Source organism: Aquibacillus halophilus (assembly GCF_009649745.1).
Taxonomy (GTDB): domain Bacteria; phylum Bacillota; class Bacilli; order Bacillales; family Amphibacillaceae; genus Aquibacillus; species Aquibacillus halophilus.
The window spans coordinates 177,538-200,427 of the sequence record NZ_WJNG01000001.1; the positions used below are offsets into that span (position 1 = coordinate 177,538).

Genomic DNA, 22,890 nt, shown 5'->3' on the forward strand with positions numbered 1-22,890 from the left:
GATAAAGAAGTTCAATAGCGCTATTTGGAAAGCAAAAATACTAGATTACTAAAAGCTACGATTTAACCCTTATGAAGATTAGAACGGTGGGAAAATTCTGTCGAAAAATGGAGTTCAACCTGGATAGGCCTGGTTAATATGAACCTGTTTTTTTACAATTTTATGGTATTTCATTAAAAGTAAGTGAAATTTATTGTCGAATTTATGGTAATATTATAAAAGTTAATGCAAAATTTTACATAATTATACTTATTTTGTATTTTTTGCATTTACAAATAAGAACATAAGGATTGTGTCTATGAACAGAAAAATAATATTACTAACTGGGATGCTATTAATTGGGAGTTTTTTTCTAACAATAATAACTATTGTTGATGCGCAGGAAAATGGAGAATATTACCTCATTCACTATAATGGTGAAGAGCAACAAATTGTAATAAATGAAAAGGTAACTTTGATATTAACCGATTGGACAGATGAAACAAAAATATCTGTAAATGCTAATTTATTTGACACCAATTTGTCAGATCAAATGAATAATATAACATTAAACGTGTCCGATAATGTTAATGAATTGATCCATAATGAAGAAGAAAGTACATATTATAGATTAGTTGTTTCTGAAACATATAAAGTTGAAAAAATAAAATCTACTGAAGCAATTAATCAAGAAGAAAGTAGTAATGATGGGGATTCAGAAGAACCTTCTATAACTAACCCCTCTATTGTTTATTCTACACATGTTCAATCCTATGGCTGGATGGATTCTGTAGAAGATGGTGAAATGGCTGGAACTAGAGGCGAATCCAAGAGACTAGAGGCTATCAATATTGACTTGCAAAGTGGCCCATACACTGGAGGTTTAGTATATTCTACCCATGTAAAAGATTATGGTTGGTTAAATGAAGTCTCAAATGGAGAAATGTCAGGGACCCTTGGTGAAAGTAAGCGAATGGAAGCTATCAAAATAGATTTAACTGGTGAAATAGAAAACTACTACGATGTCTATTACCGTGTGCATACCCAAAACTTCGGATGGCTGGGCTGGACCAAAAATGGCATGAGAGCTGGTACAGAAGGATTATCAAAACGGATTGAAGCACTTGAGATTATTCTAGTAACAAAGGACGGACCTGCTCCTGGTTCTACGGATCAACCTTTTGTTGCAATCCCTTCTATTGTTTATTCAAGTCATGTTCAATCCTATGGCTGGATGGATAAAGTGAAGAATGGTCAAATTAGTGGAACGAAAGGTGAGTCAAAGCGCCTCGAAGCAATAAGGATTAACTTGGAGGATGGGCAGTATGCTGGGGAGTTGATTTATTCCACGCACGTGCAGGGTTATGGTTGGCTAAATGATGTAACCAATGGTGAAGTGTCCGGAACCCTTGGAGAAAGTAAACAAATGGAAGCTATTAAAATAAACTTGACCGGTGAAATGGCAAATCATTACGACGTGTATTATCGTGTACATTCACAAAATTATGGTTGGCTAGGTTGGGCGCGAAACGGAATGAAAGCAGGTACTGAGGGGTTATCAAAAAGGATTGAAGCACTTGAGATTGTTTTGGTGAAAAAAGGTAGAAGTGCGCCTGGTTCTATGGATCAATCTTTTGTTGCAAATCCTTCTATTGTTTATTCTAGCCACGTTCAATCCTATGGCTGGATGGATGAGGTGAAAAATGGAGAAATGACTGGAACGAAAGGCGAGTCAAAGCGGCTCGAAGCGATAAATATTAACTTGCAAGACGGGCAGTATACTGGGGGATTAGTTTATTCTACACACGTGCAAGATTATGGATGGTTAGATGATGTAACGAATGGAAAAGTGACCGGAACCCTTGGAGAAAGTAAAAGAATGGAAGCTATTAAAATAAACCTAACTGGTGAAATTGCGAAACATTACGATGTGTATTATCGTGTACATTCCCAGAATTATGGTTGGTTAGGTTGGGCACGAAATGGAATGGAAGCAGGTACAGAAGGATTATCTAAGCGGATTGAAGCGCTTGAAATTACTTTGGTAGAAAAAGGTAAAGCCGCACCTGGTTCCATGAATCAACCTTTTGTTGGAAATACATCTATTGTCTATTCTAGCCATGTTCAATCCTATGGCTGGATGGACGAAATGAAGAATGGGCAAATGAGCGGAACTAATGGTGAGTCTAAACGTCTAGAAGCTATAAAAATTAGCTTGAGGCAAGGGAAATATTCCGGAGGATTGGTCTACTCAACACATGTACAGGATTTTGGTTGGTTAAATGAAGTAACAGAAGACAATATATCTGGTAAAACCGGGCTAAACAAACGAATGGAAGCAATAAGGATAAACTTGACCGGAGAAGTAGCCAATCATTACGATGTGTATTATCGTGTACACTCCCAAAATTATGGTTGGTTAGGTTGGGCAAAGAATGGGATGAATGCTGGAACTGAAGGGTTATCAAAACGGATCGAAGCGATTGAAATCAAGTTAGTTTCGAAAGAGGAAGCAAGATTGTTCAGTGAAACTAAAGCAGCATTTAAGCGCCGGGCTAATCTGAAGATTGATGCACCGCTAATTCTTCAAAATCCATTATTACCAAGAGGTTGCGAGGTTACTAGTTTGGCTATGATGCTTCAGTATGCAGGTGTTAATGTTGATAAAATTCGATTAGCAGCAGAAGTCAAAAAGGTACCATTCCATGATGGTAGATATTATGGTCATCCCAATATCGGATTTGTCGGTAATATGTACACTTTTGATAAGCCGGGTCTAGGAGCCTTTCATTCTCCAATCGAAAACTTAGCAAAACAATATTTACCTGGTAGAATTATAAACCTAACCGGTCAATCATTTGATGCAGTTACTGCTCAAATAGACCAAGGAAAGCCCGTTTGGGTAATTGTTACATCTTGGTTCAGTTATGTTCCTGAAACCTATTGGAGCACATGGAACACCATTCACGGTGATGTTCGGATCACTTATAAAATGCACAGTGTCTTGGTAACTGGGTATGACAATGAGAATCTTTATATTAATGATCCATTCGGTGGTAAAAATAAACGTGTAAACAAGAAAAAGTTTATAGATGGCTGGAAACAGTATGGCAGTCAAGCTATCTCATATAATTAAGTCTATTAAACTATTTAGGTTTTTGAGATAGTGATTCTATATATAACACTGAGGAACCAGAAAAATTTTATTCTGGTTCCTTCTTTTACCTTTATTTACATAAAGGTATGAACTTTCACCTATTCATTTTTTGGAATATTGATTTTACCCATTTATCTATTGTCGAATTATGCTAGAATAAGACTATTAAATACATAGACATTTGGATTCTCTTAATCTCTTTTTTATGTATTAAAAATTCAATTTAGTGGGGATAATGACTATGCGTAGAAAAGTAATATTACTAATTGGTATATTGTTCATAGGATTTGTATTTCAATCAAAAGCAACTGTTGATGCTGTTGATCAAGAAAGTAATGACTATTATCTAATTCATTATAATGGTGAAGAACAAGAGATACTTGTTAGTGAGGATGTAGTTTTAAAATTAACTGGATGGACAGATGAATCTAAAACATCAGCTGATGCTGAGGTCCACTATACAGAGTCATTAAAGAATATTACGATGAATGTTACTGATAAAGTTAGTAAAGTGGAAACTATTAGTTATAGATTAGTAGCTTCAAACACATATAAAGTAGAAATTTTAAAGAATTCTGAGAAAGATAACCAAACCACTGATACTGAAAAATTAAACACTGATGAGACCAATCAATTAGTACAAAGTCAAAGTGAAGCGCCAATTCCATCCATAAATTATAATAGTTTTGTAGGTGGAATTGGTTGGCAAGAAGTAGTATCTAACGGTCAAACGTCTGGTATAGCAGGTAGTAACCTTAAGGCAATAAAAGTATCATTGGATCAAGCTCCTTACACTGGGGACGTAATTTATTCTACCTATGACCAAAGTCAAGGCTGGGCAAATTTGTTAACGGACGATCAAGTATCTGAAACAACGGAAGAAACTAATGAAATTGAAGCTATCAAAATAGATTTAAGTGGAGAGATAGCGAATTACTACGATGTTTATTACCGTGTTCTAACCAAGGATTTTGGGTGGTTAGGCTGGACAAAAAACGGGATGAAAGCCGGTTCTGAAAACTATCTGAACTTTATAGAAGCTATTGAAGTAGTTTTAGTAGCTGAGGGTGGGGTTGCACCAGGGTCCACAGATCGATCTTTTGTTTCTGGTCCATCAATTGTATATTCTAGTCATGTTCAATCGTACGGCTGGATGGATGAGATGAAGGATGGCCAGATGAGTGGAACAAAAGGCGAGTCGAAGCGCCTGGAAGCCATCAATATTAACTTACAAGACAGTCCATACTCCGGAGGTTTGGTGTACTCAACGCATGTGAAGGACTATGGTTGGTTAAATGAAGTAACAAATGGCGAAATGGCAGGAACCCTCGGAGAAAGTAAACGCATGGAAGCCATTAAAATCAACTTAACAGGCGAAATGGCTAATCATTATGATATTTATTATCGAGTACACGCTCAAAATTTCGGTTGGCTAGGCTGGGCTCAAAATGGGATGAAAGCTGGCACCGAAGGACTATCTAAACGAATTGAAGCAATTGAAGTCGTTTTGGTAGAAAAAGATGGACCTGCACCCGGGTCAATGGTTCAACCCTATGTTACGACTCCATCTGCTGTCTATTCCAGTCATGTTCAATCATACGGTTGGATGAGTGAGGTAATAGATGGGCAAATGAGTGGAACAAAAGGCCAATCGAAGCGTTTAGAAGCAGTTAAGATTAGCTTAAAAGATGGCCAATATGCCGGAGATATAGTTTATTCCACTCATGTCCAAGGTTACGGCTGGTTAAATGAAGTGCAAAATGGAGACGTTTCAGGAACTAACGGTGAAAGCAAACGAATGGAAGCTATCAAAATAGAATTAAGGGGTGAAATAGCTAATCATTATGATGTCTATTATCGAGTGCACGCCCAAAACTTTGGATGGTTAGGATGGGCTCGAAATGGAGCCAAAGCTGGCACCGCGGGATTATCAAAACGTCTTGAAGCAATAGAAGTCATCTTAATTAAAAAGGGTAAAGCTGCACCAGGCTCAATGAATTTACCTTATATCTCCAGTCCATCTATTGTCTATTCCAGCCATGTTCAATCCTATGGTTGGATGGATGAAATGAAAAATGGTCAAATGAGTGGAACAAAAGGTGAATCAAAGCGATTAGAAGCGATTAAAATTAACCTACAGGATGGCTTGTATTCTGGAGGTTTGGTTTATTCCACACATGTTCAAGGCTATGGCTGGTTAAATGAAGTGAAACCTGGCGAAGTCTCAGGAACTAACGGAGAAAGCAAACGAATGGAAGCTATCAAAATAGCATTAACCGGTGATATTGCAAATTATTATGATGTATATTATCGTGTACACGCTCAAAACTTTGGTTGGATGGGTTGGGCGAGAAACGGGATGAAAGCTGGGACCCAAGGGTTGTCTAAACGAATCGAAGCTGTTGAAATCAAGTTGGTTTCTAAAGGGAAAGGCGATCATGTCAGTCAACTAGAAGCATTTAAACGTGCCCCAACAGTATTTTTAGATCCTGGCCATGGAGGAAGAGACCCAGGAGCAGTTGCTGGTGGATATAACGAAAAGGACTTGAATTTACCTGTTTCCAAAAAAGTTAAATCTTTACTAGTTGCTAGAGGATATACTGTTCATATGTCACGTGAAAATGATACTTATTTATCCTTGTATGAGCGTGCTGAAATGGCTAACGAGTTAGAACTTGATATTTTTGTTAGTATTCATGCCAACTCAACTGGTACAGCATCAACATCGGTTCACGGTGTCGAATCTTTCTACTATAGAGTCAATCCGGACCACCCACCGAAAATCAATCATACTATGCATGACGATCCGGATAGAATGACGAAAAGTGTCGTACTTACAAACTTAGTTCATGATAGTATGCTAAGGAATACAGGTGCTTATAATCGTAGACTAGATGGACAAGCATTTGCAGTCTTACGTGAAACGGTTGTACCTGCAACTTTGATTGAAATGGGTTATATTAATAATTCTTCCGATCGACAGAAATTAATAACGAACTCTTATCAAGACAAATTAGCAAAATCAATAGCTGATGGAATAGATGATTATTTTGAAATATATTGAATAAAATAAGTTTATGAGATTTATATAAATAGGATTGCAATAGTTGTTATTGCAATCCTATTTTTTTGGCTTTTAGAAGCTAAACGAATAGAAATCACCTTTAACATAACTCCTTTCAAAAACTAATAATCTAACAAAATGAAGACCATTAATACTAAGATGAACTTAGTACTAACAGTCTTATAAAAAACATTAACGCACTTGTGAATCAAACTAATCAACAAAATGACGCAAAAGAACCGTCCCTAACTTGCTTCTGGTTCTACTTCTCTTTCGATTGCGTTGCGGTCATTGTATGTTTTTAAGTTTAGTTTTTTCATGATTCTTGATGTTAGTGTTCCTGATAGCATTGCACCATTTACGTTTAACGCGGTACGTCCCATATCAATTAATGGCTCGACAGAAATGAGTAACCCTGCTAATGCGACTGGTAGATTCATAGATGAAAGTACAATTAACGCTGCAAAGGTAGCACCACCACCGACACCAGCTACACCAAATGAAGTAATACCAATGATAAGAATTAATTGAACAATAAATCCAGGTGATAAAGGATCAATACCCTGTGATGGTGCAATCATTACTGCTAACATAGCAGGATAAATCCCGGCACAACCATTCTGTCCGATTGTTGCACCAAACGATGCTGACATGTTAGCAATTCCTTGGTTTACTCCTAAGCTATTCTTCTGTGCTTGAATATTAAGTGGAATGGTACCTGCACTTGAGCGAGATGTAAAAGCAAATCCTAATACTGGTAATACCTTACGTAGGAATGTTAATGGATTAAGTCCAAACAATCCAATTACGATTAAGTGGATAATAAACATAGCTAGTAACGCCACATAGGATGCCCCGACAAATTTACCGAGTTCAAGAATTCCAGCCACATCTGTGTTTGCTACTGTATTAGCCATTAGCCCCAAGATTCCATATGGTGTTAAGCGCAAAATCAGTGTCACAATTCTCATAACAATGGCATAGACAGCATTCACCCAATTAACGAATACTGCCGCTTGTTCTGGTTGTTTTCTCCGGACGCCAAGAACAGCAATTCCAACGATAATAGAAAAGATTACTACTGCAATCGTGGATGTAGCACGTTCACCTGTCATATCATGAAATGGATTAGACGGGACAAAACTTAAAATTTGTTGCGGTACTGTTAAATCTTCAACAGAACCTAATCGTTCCTCCAAAGCAAGTCCTCTATCACTTTCTGCTTGACCAGCTTCAATTTGACTAGCATCCAAATTAAAGATAGATGCAGCTGAAATACCAACAATTGCAGCAGCCATTGCGGTTGCCACCAAAATACCGATAATCCATGCCGTCATTTTTCCAAGTTCAGCAGATTTCTCTAAGTTAATAATCGACTGAATAATTGACACCATGATAAGTGGCATAACGATCATCATTAATAGACTGACATAACCTCTACCGACAATATTGAACCAGTCAGTCGTTGTACCAACGATTACTGAGTCAGCATTATATGCTAGTTGTAAAAATGTTCCTAGTAATATACCAAGACCTAAACCTGTGAATACACGTTTACTAAAAGAAACGTGCTTTTTTTGCATGTAAAAAAGAATACCAATAAGTGCGAGCATGATAACGATATTAATTAAAATAAATACATTATCCATTTTGTTTCTCCTCCTATCATTTTATGTAATTTTGTCAAACCCAACTTTCTTTATTCCATCAATCCTGATGAACTTACTAGGATTTAGATTATAATTATTTCTAGAATATGTCAATAATTAACTTTCAGAACAAGGATATATTTCTAAAAATAGCAATATTTCACGATATAAATTTAAAAGAGTGAGCTACTATCAAAACAATAACTCACACATTGATTGTTCTCTTGCCAGTGAGAAATATCTTAATCAGTAAGGACCTCTGCCCATTACCTCGATTCTCTCTTTATTAATATTTTTAATAAAGCTATCTATTTTCCCATTAAGTGGTATAATAGGGTTAACTTATTGATGTTCGGTTTAGCAAAACAAGATTTTTGTAATAACTTTCTAGTGATTATCATCGTCTTGAATTATTATCTTGAACCAAAAAGTAATAAACGTGCTATTAAGGCACATGGAGGATTTTTTCTTATGAATAAAGGTACAGTAAAATGGTTTAACGCAGACAAAGGTTTCGGTTTTATCGAGGTTGAAGGTGGAGAAGATGTATTCGTACATTTCTCAGCAATTCAAGGCGACGGTTTCAAATCATTAGATGAAGGTCAAGCAGTTACTTTTAACATCGAAGAAGGTAACCGTGGACAGCAAGCAGCAAATGTTGAAAAAGCATAAATAAACAGTAAAGCTCTTCTCATATGAGAAGAGCTTTTTACTTTTAGTTTGTTTAAGTAAAGACTCATAGGTGACTCATAGGGACGGTTCTTTTGTGTCATTTTAGTTTGTTTAAGCGAAACAACGATGGCTCGGTACTGAATGTGGTGGTTTGACACTCCCACACCTAAAGTTATATTTAGGTTAGATAAGCCTATCTATTAATAGGGAAAGTTATCTATCCATAGGAGATATAACATAGAAAAGCCTACCTTTTCCAAGCCAAAACCGTCGGTAACATTTAGTCGACACTTTTTATCATTCATCGAGTGACAGTACACCAAGAATACAACACAGCATCTGACGGGATTGGATCCTGAATATCTCCTGTTTCTTTCATCGCTCCGATTGCCATTGCCAAGAAGGTGATAGATTAAATTACTTTCTTATCAGGAATCTGACAATCACTCGAATACAAAGCCCTCATCATATGATTTTTCGATTCCTTTACAGATGCATCCGGTAACCCAACAATGCTCATCAACTCCACTTCGGGAATTAATTGCGCTTCCACTTGTACTTTATATCCTTCCATCCCTTTTAATCCTATACTATGAACAATTATTGCCAAAAAACTCTCCTCCTTCGGAAACTAGCAATACCAAAATTTAATATAATTTATCAAATCATTAACAAAGAGTCGAAACAAAAAATTAGAAATCACCTTTCACATAATTAAATTCTTTCAAAAACTAATAATCTAATACAAAAAGACCATTAACACTAAGATGACCCTAGTATTAACAGCCTATATAAATAATAATACCGAGTGGGGACCACTCGGCAATTGTAACTAAATGTTGAATGAAGAACGGTTAATCAAATATATGATGATTTGTTCAAGCAAGTAACCGCCTCAAAAAGAAGACGACCCATGTTCAAAACAGAAATTATTTTTTCCATGTATCTTTATGAAAAGTATAATTTATGGTTAGGAATGGTCTTTTTTGGCCTTAACTGTCCATTTTACTTATTTACATCAAGAAATACTATAAATATAAATTGAATTAAATTCAAAATAATTCACGTCATCTTGTTTCATTTTTGTTTGAGTTAGCACTTAGATCAAACATTTTTTTTGTAAGATCATGGTTAAGGTCAGGATGTTTTATAATCCAATTTCCCATCATTGGAAATTTTATTGCTTCTCTATATTTAGGGTTTATTTCTAGACATTGTGTAATATTTTTTATATATTGTGGAAGAATATTTTTTAGAAGGCTTGGGTCATTAATATCTGTTAGAAAATAGTGTTCTTCATCCAACAATCCAAATTGTTCCTCTGACAATAATACTGAAAAGCCTTCATAAGGAGTATTATCAAAAGATACCTTCTCATACCCTTTTAGTTTTACCATATGTAGCCCTTTTCCAGTCAATTGTTGCTCCACTATATTTTTAACAACCTCAATAGACAAATCACTTAATTCAAGTTGAAATAAATTTTGTTCATTTGCTCTAAGTAACCCCATTGATAACGATGCATTCCCTTTTGCGATAGTAAACACAAATGCTAAAATGTTTTTTTTAACCTCTTCCTTTTTCTTCTTAAGTTTAGTATGCCGACTTTTCAACTGGTGGCGATCTTGTCTTTCTTTATCTGTCCAATTCCTACTTCGCTTAATTCTATCTAGTTCTCCTAACTTTTGATAGATTTGTGCTTCTAGATCTAAATAGATGTCAAAAGATACCTCGTTCATATAATCATAGATTTGATTTGGAAGTCCATAAGACCTCGCTTCCTCTCTTAAATCAAATATTGTATCAAATAGATCATCCTCATCATCTAAAATGTAGCCATTTGAAGTTACTTTTAATGAGTAAGTTGCTGTAGGACTTTCATCTTTTAAAGAACTAATAAAGTTCTCAATAAGTTTCTTGGTTTCATCGTTATTATTTGTTATTGTCTCTTTTATGACTGAGCTTTGTTGTTTAAGATAATCTCTTGTTTTTTCCCCGTCTTCCTTAATCCTTGTTTCTAACTCCTTTAATATTTGATTATTTATTTTGTCAATTTCTTGTACTAAATTATCAATATATACTAATGATGAAGCTGTTATGTTTTCATACTGTTGACTTTGCAGTACTGACATTTGCGCCATGAATATGTTTCTGACTTCCTCATTATACTTAATTTCATAGGCTAAATATTTACTAACTAAATCAAAAATGTTTTGTTCGAACTTATCCCTAAATAGCAAAGAATCAACGGAAAAATGGTTAGGAAGGCTGTTAACAAGTAGTCTATTAGTCTCTTTTAACGAACTTTCTGTTGCTTTATCTGGTAAGATTAAGTAGCCTAAATGAGCAAAATCCATTGGAATATCATAATTATTTATATTTTCTAACCTTTTAATTTCTTTATTAATCATTATTATTTGGTCTTTATAAAAAGAGATAGAAAATTCATCGTCATATTCTAAAGAGTTCTCCTTCTCTTGAATACACTGATAATTCACCTCTTTAATAGCTTTTAGATAGGAACGAATAACACCTCTTTTCAGATGATGGTTTCTTAACCTATCTTCTTTTAAAGACTCTCCTTGATTTAGTCTATGTAGAATACTACGAAATTTCTCACTTTTTACTCCTGCTCCAATACTGTTTGCCGCTAAGCTTGAAAAAACACTTATTAAAAAAGACAAATTCTCACACTTCCCTTCCTCATTTTTTTGTAAACGCACTTTCCATCTTTATTAATATGAAATGAATTTTCTAGATTAACAAATATTAAAAACTAGTAAATGGAATATATTTCAAATTAATATCACCCTAATAACATGGCGTCACACCTAAAGTTCGACATGAACTGGTTTGTATCCTCCTAAATATGTAAATTATTTGAATTAGTAGTGATTTAGTACAATCTTTTATTTTCGGCTTACTTAAAAACACCCATGCATTTAGATTTTGTAATGAAGTTACGATTCTTAATGAGCAAGATGTAAGGTTGGATTGTAATACTAATCCTCAATTAAATCAATTGCGATAAATACTATTGCGGAACGGCAGAATAATTGGAGGACTTCTATTTGGGAAGAGCAACTTATTATCTCTTTTATTTTGTTAGAAGACACTTAAGAAAAAGGCACATATGTACCAAGTCACACAAGAAAAAGACCTAACCCTTTTAAACTTATGTTACTTCTCCTATTGGCACCTAATACCTAAGCCTTCAAAAACAGAATGAATAGTAATAACCAACCACCCTCACAAAATTCAGTTTCTATCGTAGTTTATCATATTCTACTTTTCATCCTATTTATCAACATTCGACATATTCGAGGGCGTCGCTGTGACCATACCTTACTTTCCATAGACAATATCCAGAATACAGAAAGTAGGTTTAATTGAGCTAAACTGTTAAGTCTTCTTTGTAAAAGTCTGTTTACTCTTATTTATTGTAAACTGTTGATTGTAGTTTAACGTTTACACCATTCCATTCTCCCTCCTTATATGACATAAGCCCTTTTACCAATTCCATTAAATATAAGATTGCAAAACTAGAACAAACAGTCGAAAGAACAAAAAGAAGCAAGGGGAAATCCCCTTGCCTCCTACTCTTTATTTACTTGGTCCTTTTTCTTTTAATATTACTTCATACGTAAAATCAACTGGAACCTTACTATCTGCCGGTGCAGCATAGGATGTAATCATATTATTCTTTCCATCTTGGAATAATTGCCTTAATGTTAATGCATCCTCTTCCGTTACGTTAAAAGGATTTACTGTGATGGCTCTATACTTTGTACCAGAACCTACTTCTCTTTCATTGATAAAAGTAACCGTATAGTTCACGTATTTACCCGTAATCTCTGCAAAAGAAGAAAATTCATCTACTGAGCTGCCATCGTGGCTATAGTTGATTTCAGGTATCTCAATATTATCGATGAACCAACCAGCATCATTATAGCCCCAGTCAGTCATGTATCGGAATGCGATTAACACCTTTTGACCAGCATATTCGCTTAAATCAAATGTTTCTGTTTGCCAGCCTTCATAATGACCAGTGAATCCTGGAAGATTTTCTTGGATTTTAGGGTAGCCTTCATCAACAATATCACTTCTTGTATTTTCATTTGCTAAGCTAGTCCACGTTTGTCCCCCGTCATTAGAAACTTGGACCACACCAAAGTCCCACTGTTCTTCAATATCAATATAGTTATCAAATTGAAGTGTTGCTGAATCTACTGCGCTAAGATCGGCTTCTACAACAATTTCGTTATCTGCCTCGTCTCCTTCATTGCCCCATAACACTTGATTGTCAGAGCCTAATGGATCAGCTACTGATTGCCAAGGAGTTGGTAGGAAATCGACACCATCAAATGAAATCGTTCTAAGCTTCTCATCAAAGTCTAATTCTTTAAAGTCCCCACCCCAAGCAGGAACACCTTCTTTTTCAAAAATTAATGCTTTTTCATAGTTGACTGTCATCCCTCGTTTCGTACCTTCATTGTCAACAGGTAGATCACGAAGGTCAATGCTATCAAAATCAAATACTCCACTAAAGTTACTATTATCACCATCAATGGCTAGTGCAGTAATAAAGTTTTGATAAATCTGTGTAAAGTCTAAAGAGGAGCCATGAGCTTTTAACACGTCATTAATACTTGCCATTCCTTGTTTTTCATTTAATGCTAAATCACGGATAAATTCACTTCCAAGCTTATCATACATATACAGAGTGAAAAGATATACCTGTCCATAATCTGCAATCGTCTCTGGACCAGTTTCTGCAGAATAATGATCATCCCAAGCAACTAATGAATTTTCCGGATGATCTAGGTAAAAGTTAATGGATCCAGTGCCATGTCCATAACCACCTAGGAACTCAGAGAATGTCGACATCCCTTCGTTAATCCATGTTTCCTCAGCACCATCATTGTCTGCATGAATAAGATGCTGTAATTCATGAATGGTCGTTGCAAAAAATGTATTTTCTAAACGAGTATCCCAACTATTTGTATCGATGGTAATGATATTTCTATCGATATAGTTTTCTAGTGTTTGCCAAAAGAATCCGGCAACAAAGAACGGATAAGTAGGATCATAATAACCTTCATCCTTAATATTATCTACGAGCATGATGACCTTGTCACTAGTCTCATAATAGCCTTCAGGGAAGTATCCCCAGTCTACAAGTGGTGAATGAGACCCATCTAGTGAATCAGGTTTACCAAAGAATTCTGTTGCCACAGGATACATATTACTATCAAACTCATCACGCAGCTTGTCTACCTGTTCTTGTGTTACCACATGAGCTGGGCGCGTATCTCCCTCTGGAAAGGATAAGTCATTTGCCACCCAAATCTCCACATTTTCTCCAACACTTCTAAGGGTAAACTCTTTAAAAGCTAAATCTCTATCAAGAAAAAACTTAGTTCCACCATCATATGCAAAATCACTGGAAGTAGATGATTCCTCAGTTCCCTGAGTTTCATCAGCATTTTGCTTTTTACCTTTTCCTGTCACCTTTTCTTTTCCATTGCCTTTCGTATTACTCTCTTGTCCAGTTATAAGTGCGGCTTGCTCCTTTATCTTCTCTTCAGCTTGTTGCTTAAAAGTTGGATCATTAGCTAAGCTGCGAAGTTGACCGTCAATGTCCACCCGATCCCCATAACGTTCGACATTCCAGCTCGAGGTAGTTTCTGCCTCTACCTCTATACTAGTAGTAAAAGCAGGCGCTAATAGAGCGACCGCCAACATACTAGCAGAAATAATAGGTAATATTTTTCTCTTCTTCAATACAATCTCTCCTTTCAATGCAAGATAATTTAATAGTACCATGTATAATTTTTGGAATAAACAAAATATTCTCGCGAAATTACGATAGATTCTTCCACTAAACTTTTCCTTATATGTCGATTACTAAAAGGAAAGATAAAAAATCCACAAACCTTTGTTTATATTTCAACAAATAAACACCTTATGTGAAATAAATAAATATAATGTCATTCGGGCGGTGTACCATATCATTCATTTTTACCTCTATTCACTTTTTCTTCTTACATAGCCATAAGGATCCACGGTGCCTTTCTCAACAATCTGATAGAAATATCAGATCGGAATTCTATCCTTTCCTTTTTCACCAGCTAGGGTCTGTAAGCCTACCCCTGTATGCTATCCTCCCACCATGGTTAAATTATCCGTTTTGTCTTTTTTGGGGGACCCATTTATAAAATGCATAAAAAAAACACCTCTTTTTCAGAAGTGCTGTGCAACCTATAGTGGATCTGTATCATGTTCACCAAAAAATATGTGTAGAGTAAAACCTGTTAAAGCAGAATAACAAGCATCAACCAATACCTTTTTATCCTTTTCAAGTACGTTATAAACCACTATGACATTGTTAATATACTCCCAATAATAACCATTGAATTCAAAATCACGGTAATCTACGACGTTATCAGCTTTTTCACGTGGTTTTACTGACAAAATACTTTTTGAATTTAGGAACACCATCTTGGGTTCAATCTTATAAGGTTTCATTTCAGCTAATTTCACTCTAGCTTTTTGTCCCTAGATTACTTCATAATGAAATTCTTTATCTATCACTGTTTATTTCATCAACTAATTTATTGAATTCCACCTCATCTCCACTATAATAAGAAAAATCACTATGTCTATTTTTCCTAGCTTCTCTTAATTGTTCCAAAACATCCTCATTGGAAAAAAACACTTTTGTCGTGTTCTTCTTCCGTTTCTCTGTTGATGCACTAAAAACATCAACCTCTTCAGATTCTGTAAGGGAAAGCTCGAATGTTTTATTTTCCGCTTTAAATTTATAAGTGTTTTCATCTACCTGGAATGCTTCATACACTTTTCCGTCGTCATTCTTTACAAATATCTTCATGAAGAACATCTCCTTCTCCTTACTATAATTCTTAGTTCTTCTGCTTCCTTACCTTTACGTGAATTATATATCTTCATTTTTTAACATAATACTAATTACATCCAAAATGCAACCGGCTGATCATTCAAACTTAATGCACGGCAGGGCATGACCCCAATGACCTCCATTTTGCCATCCAAGAATGTTGTCCCGAAATGGATCAAGTTTTTTGCTTCTTTTCTTTAAAGAAACGGCAAACAAATAAAATTCATCTGGAGACATTTTTCCGTATTCGATCACCCGTTCCTTGATATCTGTAATTTTCTAGCTTTCGCAATGTTGGAGAACCCTTCACTCCTCAGCCTGTGAACCTCGTTTTAGATCATCAGTTTTTCCATTCTCTGTTCCTCACGTCCCACAGACTATAAATCTAGTATATAGAAAATGAGCTTAATTGAGGTAAACTGTTGAATCTTATTTGTTGGAAACTGTTGATTCTATTTTAACGTTTACATTACTATTCTTATAGATTAACTCTCTCCTCGCCACTCGTCCCCCTCACGGAGAAAGTACCGACACTCGTCCACGGCATTGGTACGCTTACTGCCCCCGATATCTACGGCCTTTTGCATGGTCTATCAATCAATAAGTAATAGTCTATTAATAGGTTTAGGACTTCCGTGAACTTTGGAAGTCCTGTTATTCCTCCCTATCTACATACTCACAATAGGCCCGTTTCTTTTCTACCAGTGTGCCTGAAAAGTAATTGAGTAATACGTGTGGATTCATATATTGGCGGAAACCATAATTATTTGGTTGATAGAACTTGTAACTACTCCAAAGATGTTCTGTAGATCGGAGTTGCAAATGGAAATGGTTGGTCATGATGCAATAGGAGGCAAGCTCAAACGGATAACGGTCGAATACTTTCTGGAGGATATAGAAAAACGCTATAAAGTCACTGTCATCTCTAAATAAGGCATCTCGCCGATTTCCCCGACAAACAATATGATAATACGAGTTTGCTATCCATACTCGTTGCTTTCTTCCCATCCAATCACCTCACCATTGTCTTAGACTTATTTTCTTGATTCGTACATCTCATCGTCATGGCTTCCCATAAAGCTTCACTTGTTACCTTGCTCTCGTTTAAATCTGAAATGGTTAGGGCGATTCGACGGATTTTCATTTGGACTCTCGTGCTCCAATTGTATTTACTAGACCACTGTTGTAGCATCTTTTGTTGATCCAAATCTAGTTCACAGCTTTCCATGATCAACTCAGGAGATGCAATTGCATTGGTAATGTCACTCCCATATCTATCATATTGCTTTTGCCGAGCACTACTTACCCTGGTTCTTATAGATTGCGATGCTTCATTCTCCTCGTGTGACTTCCCATCCAGAGATTCAGACTGAAGATTGATTATGATATCCATCCGATCTTGAATCGGCCCAGAAACCCTATTCGAATAAGCTGTAATTTGTTTAGGTGTACAAGTACAATACAAATGCCGAGAACCTAAATTCCTACTGGGACATGGATTCATCGCACCTAACATAAGAAATCGAGCTGGATAGGTGACCGTTGATGCAGCTCGACTTATCGTCACTTTCCCTGTTTCAATCGGCTGCCTTAACATGTCTAGCGTTCGTTTTGGAAATTCTGCCATCTCGTCAAGAAATAATACCCCACAGTGGGCAAGTGATACTTCTCCTGGTTTTGGATTAGATCCACCACCTATAAGTGAGACCGCTGAGGATGAATGATGTGGATTTCGAAATGGAGCAAGATGATAATTTTGATTAATTAACCCAGACAGTTGATAGATACTCATCACTTCATACTGAGCATCCTGTGTCAGAAGAGGTAAGATTGAAGGGACTGTCTCAGCAAGTAAACTCCTGCCACAACCCGGTGGTCCTGACATTAAAACGTGGTGCCCTCCGGCAGCTGCAATTTCAAGGGCTTTTTTCTCTTTTCGATGCCCTATGATAGATTTAAAATCTTTATCATAAGTTATTATGGGTGGATAAGAAGCCACTGACATAGAAAATGAATCAAAAGAAAATGCTGTCAGTTGGCCAGAGAATGATTCAATAACATCACTTAAGGACCGAACAAATCGCAATTCAATTCCTTTCATCTGTTTCAGCGGAAAGTTATCTATCCATGGGAGATATAAAATAGAGAATCCTTCCTTTTGCGCAGCCAAAACCGCCGGTAACATACCATCGACACCTTTGATTGTTCCATCGAGTGACAGTACACCAAGAAATACAGCACCTGGCGGGATTGGATAATGAATATCTCCTGCTTGTAACTGCTAAACTAAAATGGACAGTTTTTGCTCGATAAAACTGAACACTTTCTGCTCGATTTTACCTCCAATCAGTTATTATTAGAAAGTATAAAAATAGCTGAGGGTTGGAGGATCAGGAAGGTGTTGAAATTAGAAGTGATTGTGGAAGTTCATCAATTGAAAAAGCAAGGTTTTAAAGTTGCTGCTATCGCTCGTAAATGCAATTTGTCGAGAACAACAGTTTATGAATATCTGGAAAGGGATTTTGAAGAAGCATGTAGGTGGGTAGATAATTTGAAGATAAGACAGAGAAAACTAGATCCTTTTCAACATCAAATATTAGGTTGGCTAAAGGAACATCCAGATTTATCAGCATCCCAAATTTCAGATTGGTTAGATGAGTGCTGCTCCTTTACCGAAGTTGATGACAGTACTGTTCGGGCTTATATCAGAGAATTACGGGAAAAATATCATATACCTAAAACAGTTACATTCCGGAATTACGAAGCAGTGGAAGAACTGCCAAAGGGAAAACAAATGCAAGTAGATTTTGGAGAAATAAAGATTAAAACGTTTGAAGGAAAATGGATAAAAATTTATGTAATTGCCTTTGTCCTTTCTCACTCACGTTATAAATATGCTGAGTGGCAGGAACGACCTTTTAATACTCGTGATGTTCTTCGTTGTTATGAAAATGCCTTTGAGTATTACGGAGGCAGGACAGACGAAATTGAATATGATCAAGATAAGTTGATGACTGTAAGTGAAAATGGAGGCGATATCATATATACGGAAGAGTTTCAAGCTTATAAACAGCAGAGAGGTTTTTTAATTTATCTATGTAAAGCAGCAGACCCAGAATCTAAAGGAAAAATTGAAAATGTTGTGAAATTCGTTAAGAACAATTTTGCGAAAAATCGAGTGTTTCATCAAATAGATAGTTGGAATGAACAGTGTCTAGCATGGCTTGAAAGAAAAGGAAACTACCAAGTTCACAATACAATAAAAAAGAGACCCTTCGAAGTGTTTGCCCTGGAAAAGCCAACTTACGAAAAATCTCCTCCCTACTCTCTTTCGAGAGTAACGTATAACAAGAACTGTGCATAAGGACAATATTATCAAATATAAATCGAATCGTTATTCGGTTCCACTTGGAACCTATAAGCCACATGGTGAGAATACGGTCTATGTTCGCATCGAAGAAGACGAAATTATTATCGAAAAGACACCTGGAGGTGTACCAATAGCTACTCATCCTCTTTCTAGGGGAAAAGGCCAGTTGATTAAAAATACACATCACTCTAGTGACAGATCAAAAGGAATTGGAGCGTATATGGAGTGCCAATGATTTTCATGATGTCGCAAAACATTTAGCAAGAACTCAAGAAGAGATTACTATTCTTCCATCTGATATTCCGACAATAGAAATGACCTCGATCCATTATAAAGATAAAGCATCTGTAAGAGAACTAGATGGATATCTTAAAATTTTAGGAGGCATGTAAGTTGGAATATTCAGTAGAGAGTTTACAAAGAAAGCTGCATCAACTAAGAATGTCAGAAACGTCAAAAGAACTTCCAGGTTTTTTAAGGAAAGCAGAATCCAACTCATGGACTTATCAGGAATTTCTTAGGGAATTACTTTCGTACGAAGAAAAGCGTCGTGAAGAAAAAATGATAGAAAAACACTTGAAGTGGGCAAAGTTCCCTTATCAAAAAGGTCTTGATGAATTTAATCTTAAAGAACTTCCATCGCTTAGTACGAGACAATTAAGACAACTCAAAGAGCTTACATGGTTGGAAGAGTCTTTCAATCTACTATTTTTGGGCCCACCTGGAGTGGGCAAAACGCATATTTCTATTGGCTTAGGATTAGAGGCAATCAATAAGGGACATCGCGTATCATTTGTATCTATGGGGGAATTAGTGCCTTTATTAAAAAGTGAGGACTTTCTTCGAAAGTCTCAACTACAGATGAAACGTATTAGAGAAGCTGATCTGGTCATAATTGATGATTTAATGTACATGGCGATGGACCAAAATGAGGCAAATTTATTTTTCCATCTTGTAAATCATCTTTATGAACGAAGTTCTATCATATTAACATCAAATAAAGGACCAGAGGAATGGGGAGAATTGTTAGGGGATCAAGGAATAACAACGGCGATTTTAGATCGCCTTCTCCACCGTTCTGAAGTCATCCATTTTGATGGATCAAGTCACAGAATTAAATATCGAGAGTCCCTTTTTCAAGCGAAAAGTGTTCAAAATTAATGAGCAGAAAGTGTTCAGAACTACTTGACGGTTACATCCCCTCATCGTGTAACTCCAATATCTTTTGATAATGGATCATAAAAAAATACCTCCATATAAAAAATGTCACACCCGAGGTGTGCCCATTAATTATACAAAGGTATAATATGGTAAATGAATGGCATTTACTGGTACATTCTTTGTCATTCGGTGGTAAAAACTATGTCAGAGGTGGTACATTTCAGTGGCCGTAATCACAATTCAAGGTTAAGTACACAATCACTTCTATTTTGTCTGCCCTAGAAGTGCCACGTTCTACATTTTATCGTTGGATGAATATCGGAATCACCTATCGGAATCCACATGAAGATCTCATTATAGAACTATGCAAAAAATACAAGTATCGATGTGGTCACCGTAATATTAAAAAGTTGTTGAAGCGCGATCATAAAATTGAATTACACCGAAATACAGTACAGAAAATCATGCAAAAACACAATGTACAGTGTAGAGTGAAACCAAAGCGAAAATGGAAATGACAAGGGGAATCTGAAGTAATAGCACCGAACATTCTACAACGTGACTTTACTGCTTCTAAACCAAATGAAAAATGGGTAACGGATATTACGTATATCCAATATGGGAGCGAAACCTTATATGTTTCATCTATTATGGACTTGTATAATAATGAAATCATTGCATATAAGCTGTATAACCATCAACAGACACCACTGGTGATTGATACGCTCGAAGAGGCATTAATTAATCGTCAATATCCAGAAGGTGTCATTCTTCATTCAGACCAGGGGAGTGTTTATACATCATATGCCTATCAGAATAACGCGAAGAAAAACCATTTTGTCAGCAGTATGTCAAGACGAGGAAATTGTTGGGATAATGCCGTAATTGAATCCTTTCATTCTAGTTTAAAGTCAGAGGAATTTCAGTATATTAAATTCAATTCTTTATCCAACTTTAATGTTGTTGAAAAAGTGGATGAATACATTAAACATTATAACAAGGAAAGAATTCAAGAAAAATTAGACTACCTTACGCCAAAAGAATTTGGCGTCGTGGCAGCCTAAAATAGGTGTTTTATATGTGTCTCATATCGCTATGTCAGTCCAATAATTACTCTTTTGGTTTAGCAGTTACATGAAAGTGGGTAGTATATCATCGGTTTGTCATAAACAGGTAATAATTGTTTACTAATTACCCTTGTTAAAGGATATAAACGCGTCCCACTTCCACCTGCTAAAACGATACCCTTCATATGGTAATTCACCTTTCTTTTTATAATTCTATTATTTACCTATTCTTAATTGTTTAAGTCACAAATTATCTTTTTAAAATTATATTTTTAATAGTATTACTTTTCCAAAAAACATACAGAGCTCCAATTAAAATTAATAATAATAGTAAATAGCGAAGCAACGCATTATCAAAAATAAGCGATATCCCTAATCCACTTAGAGTTGTAATAAGTAACGCTAAGAATATAAAAACGTTATTATATAACTTAACTTTCAATATTATTATTGTTGATAGATAGTGAAAAAGCATTAATCCAAAGTAACTTATCATTGTAGTATAAGCAGCAGCCATATATCCGTATTTTGGTATAAAAATAATATTTAATATTACATTAATGATAGATGCAATTATTGTTCCTACTGCAATTAATGATGTTTTCTTTAAATATAATTCAATATTTGAATAATGGGAATAAAGGAATTGACATAAAATACCAATAACGATTGGTGGTACAGCCCATTTACCATCTAGATAACTTTTAGTTCCTAAAATCATCAAAGCTTCGGGAGTAATAATTATACACCCAATCGCCATAAAGCAACCTAATATCACAAGTGGTTTTATTGCTTTATTTATTGCAGCAAACTCATTTAAATTAAACTTATCATAAAACCAAGGAAGCCACGCCTGATTAATTGCCCCTGTGACAATAAGCAATAATGAGGCATAAGAGTAAGCAAGGCTGTAGATACCAGTAGCTGTATCATCAATATATTCTCTGATCATTATTCTATCTGATTGGATAAGGATTATCATAGATAATGAGTGAGCTATCATTGGAACTGAAATTTTCAATGCATACTTCCAGTATTCTTTATTTATAAATGTGAATCCCTTTATTATGAACTTAAAATAAAAATATACACTTAAAACGAAAATAGGGATTAAAGTACCAAAGATTTTTCCATAATAACGATTTTCATCGAAAATACTAATCAATGAAATTGATAATACAACAGTTGAAACTGAAATGATTAATGATAATAAAATGTTCTGCTTATATTCATATTGGTACCGATAATAGCTTTGAGCATATGCTAAGGAAGGTGAGAAAATTAAAAATATAAACATTATATAGACCAATGGCTTATCAAAATTTAATGTGTTGGATACTGGTTCAATAAATATCATAACAAGAATAAATATAAGTCCTGCAAAAGAACTAGATAAAGTTTGTATGGAACAAATATAATTGTATAATCTATTAGAGTAATCAAGCTTTGCTCGCCCTAAGCTATAAACTAAACTTAACGTAACTAAAGCTGTTAGAATTTGTAGCCAAGAAGTAAATGTGTACGCAGTACCATAGTCAGAAGGTGACAACATTCTTGTGTAAATTGGAGTTGCTAATATAGAAATTGCTTGTATAAGTATACTCGATAATGTATACCATATACCTGCTTTAAATGCTTTTTCACTTATATTTTTGCTCATAATCTACCATCCACGATAATCAATATTCTTTATTTTCATACCCTCATCCTGTACCGAAATGCAATTGTAATTTCCACTTAATTCCTCTCAAAAAGAAAAAAATTTAGCAAACTCTACTACATTATCTCAAGCTTGATAATAATTTATTTATATAAATATAACTACGTAGTAATTTCGTTTTTACATTTTCAATAA

Annotated in this window: 17 protein-coding genes and 2 pseudogenes; 9 read left to right on the plus strand and 10 right to left on the minus strand. The window is 35.4% G+C overall.

The genetic code is table 11. The features are described 5' to 3' along the window. Positions 1–298 precede the first annotated feature (298 nt). Together GH741_RS00760 and GH741_RS00765 are read left to right on the plus strand one after the other, a co-directional pair. Entirely contained in the window at positions 299–3,115 is a 2,817-nt protein-coding gene (locus tag GH741_RS00760) for a C39 family peptidase (RefSeq protein ID WP_153734866.1), read from the plus strand. 262 nt (positions 3,116–3,377) lie between these two features. Beyond that, entirely contained in the window at positions 3,378–6,200 is a 2,823-nt protein-coding gene (locus GH741_RS00765) for an N-acetylmuramoyl-L-alanine amidase (protein ID WP_170287523.1), read from the plus strand. A gap of 245 nt (positions 6,201–6,445) precedes the next feature. Here GH741_RS00765 and GH741_RS00770 read toward each other — a convergent pair whose 3' ends face one another. Beyond that, entirely contained in the window at positions 6,446–7,849 is a 1,404-nt protein-coding gene (locus GH741_RS00770; RefSeq protein ID WP_153734868.1) for an L-cystine transporter, read from the minus strand. Positions 7,850–8,320: 471 nt separating this feature from the next. On the opposite strand from GH741_RS00770, the gene GH741_RS00775 reads away from it, so the two are divergent. Further along, complete coding sequence (locus GH741_RS00775; protein ID WP_153734978.1) at positions 8,321–8,521, plus strand: cold-shock protein; 201 nt, start codon at positions 8,321–8,323, stop codon at positions 8,519–8,521. Between the two features lie 412 nt (positions 8,522–8,933). Here GH741_RS00775 and GH741_RS00780 read toward each other — a convergent pair whose 3' ends face one another. From GH741_RS00780 to GH741_RS00810, 7 genes are all read right to left on the minus strand, one after another. Continuing rightward, positions 8,934–9,131 (minus strand): magnesium chelatase domain-containing protein, encoded by a 198-nt coding sequence (locus tag GH741_RS00780; protein ID WP_153734869.1) that lies wholly within the window; start codon positions 9,129–9,131, stop codon positions 8,934–8,936. A 457-nt stretch (positions 9,132–9,588) separates the two neighbouring features. Beyond that, a complete protein-coding gene (locus GH741_RS00785; protein WP_153734870.1) occupies positions 9,589–11,205 on the minus strand; it encodes a hypothetical protein in 1,617 nt (538 codons plus the stop codon). Positions 11,206–12,124: 919 nt separating this feature from the next. Further along, positions 12,125–14,305 carry a choice-of-anchor J domain-containing protein gene (locus GH741_RS00790; protein WP_153734871.1) on the minus strand — a complete coding sequence of 727 codons (2,181 nt, stop codon included), beginning with the start codon at positions 14,303–14,305 and terminating at the stop codon, positions 12,125–12,127. A gap of 477 nt (positions 14,306–14,782) precedes the next feature. After that, the gene (locus GH741_RS00795) at positions 14,783–14,995 is read right to left on the minus strand and encodes a hypothetical protein (protein ID WP_170287524.1); all 213 of its coding nucleotides are present in this window, start codon (positions 14,993–14,995) and stop codon (positions 14,783–14,785) included. 109 nt (positions 14,996–15,104) lie between these two features. Then, the gene (locus GH741_RS00800) at positions 15,105–15,413 is read right to left on the minus strand and encodes a hypothetical protein (RefSeq protein ID WP_153734873.1); all 309 of its coding nucleotides are present in this window, start codon (positions 15,411–15,413) and stop codon (positions 15,105–15,107) included. A 678-nt stretch (positions 15,414–16,091) separates the two neighbouring features. Beyond that, on the minus strand, positions 16,092–16,445 hold the full coding sequence (locus GH741_RS00805; protein ID WP_153734874.1) for a transposase: 354 nt from the start codon (positions 16,443–16,445) through the stop codon (positions 16,092–16,094). Positions 16,446–16,449: 4 nt separating this feature from the next. Further along, the gene (locus GH741_RS00810) at positions 16,450–17,622 is read right to left on the minus strand and encodes a YifB family Mg chelatase-like AAA ATPase (protein WP_240795360.1); all 1,173 of its coding nucleotides are present in this window, start codon (positions 17,620–17,622) and stop codon (positions 16,450–16,452) included. 213 nt (positions 17,623–17,835) lie between these two features. Here GH741_RS00810 and istA point away from each other — a divergent pair, with 213 nt between their 5' ends. The 6 genes and pseudogenes from istA to GH741_RS00830 form a co-directional block, all read left to right on the plus strand. Further along, positions 17,836–18,801 carry an IS21 family transposase gene (gene istA, locus GH741_RS00815; RefSeq protein ID WP_338079181.1) on the plus strand — a complete coding sequence of 322 codons (966 nt, stop codon included), beginning with the start codon at positions 17,836–17,838 and terminating at the stop codon, positions 18,799–18,801. Further along, on the plus strand, positions 18,794–19,042 hold the full coding sequence (locus GH741_RS22375; protein WP_420809378.1) for a Mu transposase domain-containing protein: 249 nt from the start codon (positions 18,794–18,796) through the stop codon (positions 19,040–19,042). Before istA ends, GH741_RS22375 begins: the two co-directional genes overlap by 8 nt. After that, positions 18,999–19,199: a hypothetical protein gene (locus GH741_RS21805; RefSeq protein WP_240795361.1), complete on the plus strand. Its 201-nt coding sequence runs from the start codon at positions 18,999–19,001 to the stop codon at positions 19,197–19,199. Before GH741_RS22375 ends, GH741_RS21805 begins: the two co-directional genes overlap by 44 nt. Position 19,200: 1 nt before the next feature. Next, positions 19,201–19,968 carry an IS21-like element helper ATPase IstB gene (gene istB / locus GH741_RS00820; protein ID WP_153734875.1) on the plus strand — a complete coding sequence of 256 codons (768 nt, stop codon included), beginning with the start codon at positions 19,201–19,203 and terminating at the stop codon, positions 19,966–19,968. A gap of 311 nt (positions 19,969–20,279) precedes the next feature. After that, positions 20,280–20,486 carry a helix-turn-helix domain-containing protein gene (locus GH741_RS22380; protein WP_153734876.1) on the plus strand — a complete coding sequence of 69 codons (207 nt, stop codon included), beginning with the start codon at positions 20,280–20,282 and terminating at the stop codon, positions 20,484–20,486. 15 nt (positions 20,487–20,501) lie between these two features. Next, positions 20,502–21,032: pseudogene (locus tag GH741_RS00830) on the plus strand (IS3 family transposase); the annotation flags it as partial. A gap of 71 nt (positions 21,033–21,103) precedes the next feature. On the opposite strand, the pseudogene GH741_RS00835 reads toward GH741_RS00830, so the two are convergent. Then, positions 21,104–21,220 (minus strand): annotated as a pseudogene (locus GH741_RS00835) (sugar phosphate nucleotidyltransferase); the annotation flags it as partial. A 65-nt stretch (positions 21,221–21,285) separates the two neighbouring features. Next, a complete protein-coding gene (locus GH741_RS00840) occupies positions 21,286–22,695 on the minus strand; it encodes a lipopolysaccharide biosynthesis protein (RefSeq protein WP_153734878.1) in 1,410 nt (469 codons plus the stop codon). Positions 22,696–22,890: the final 195 nt, after the last annotated feature.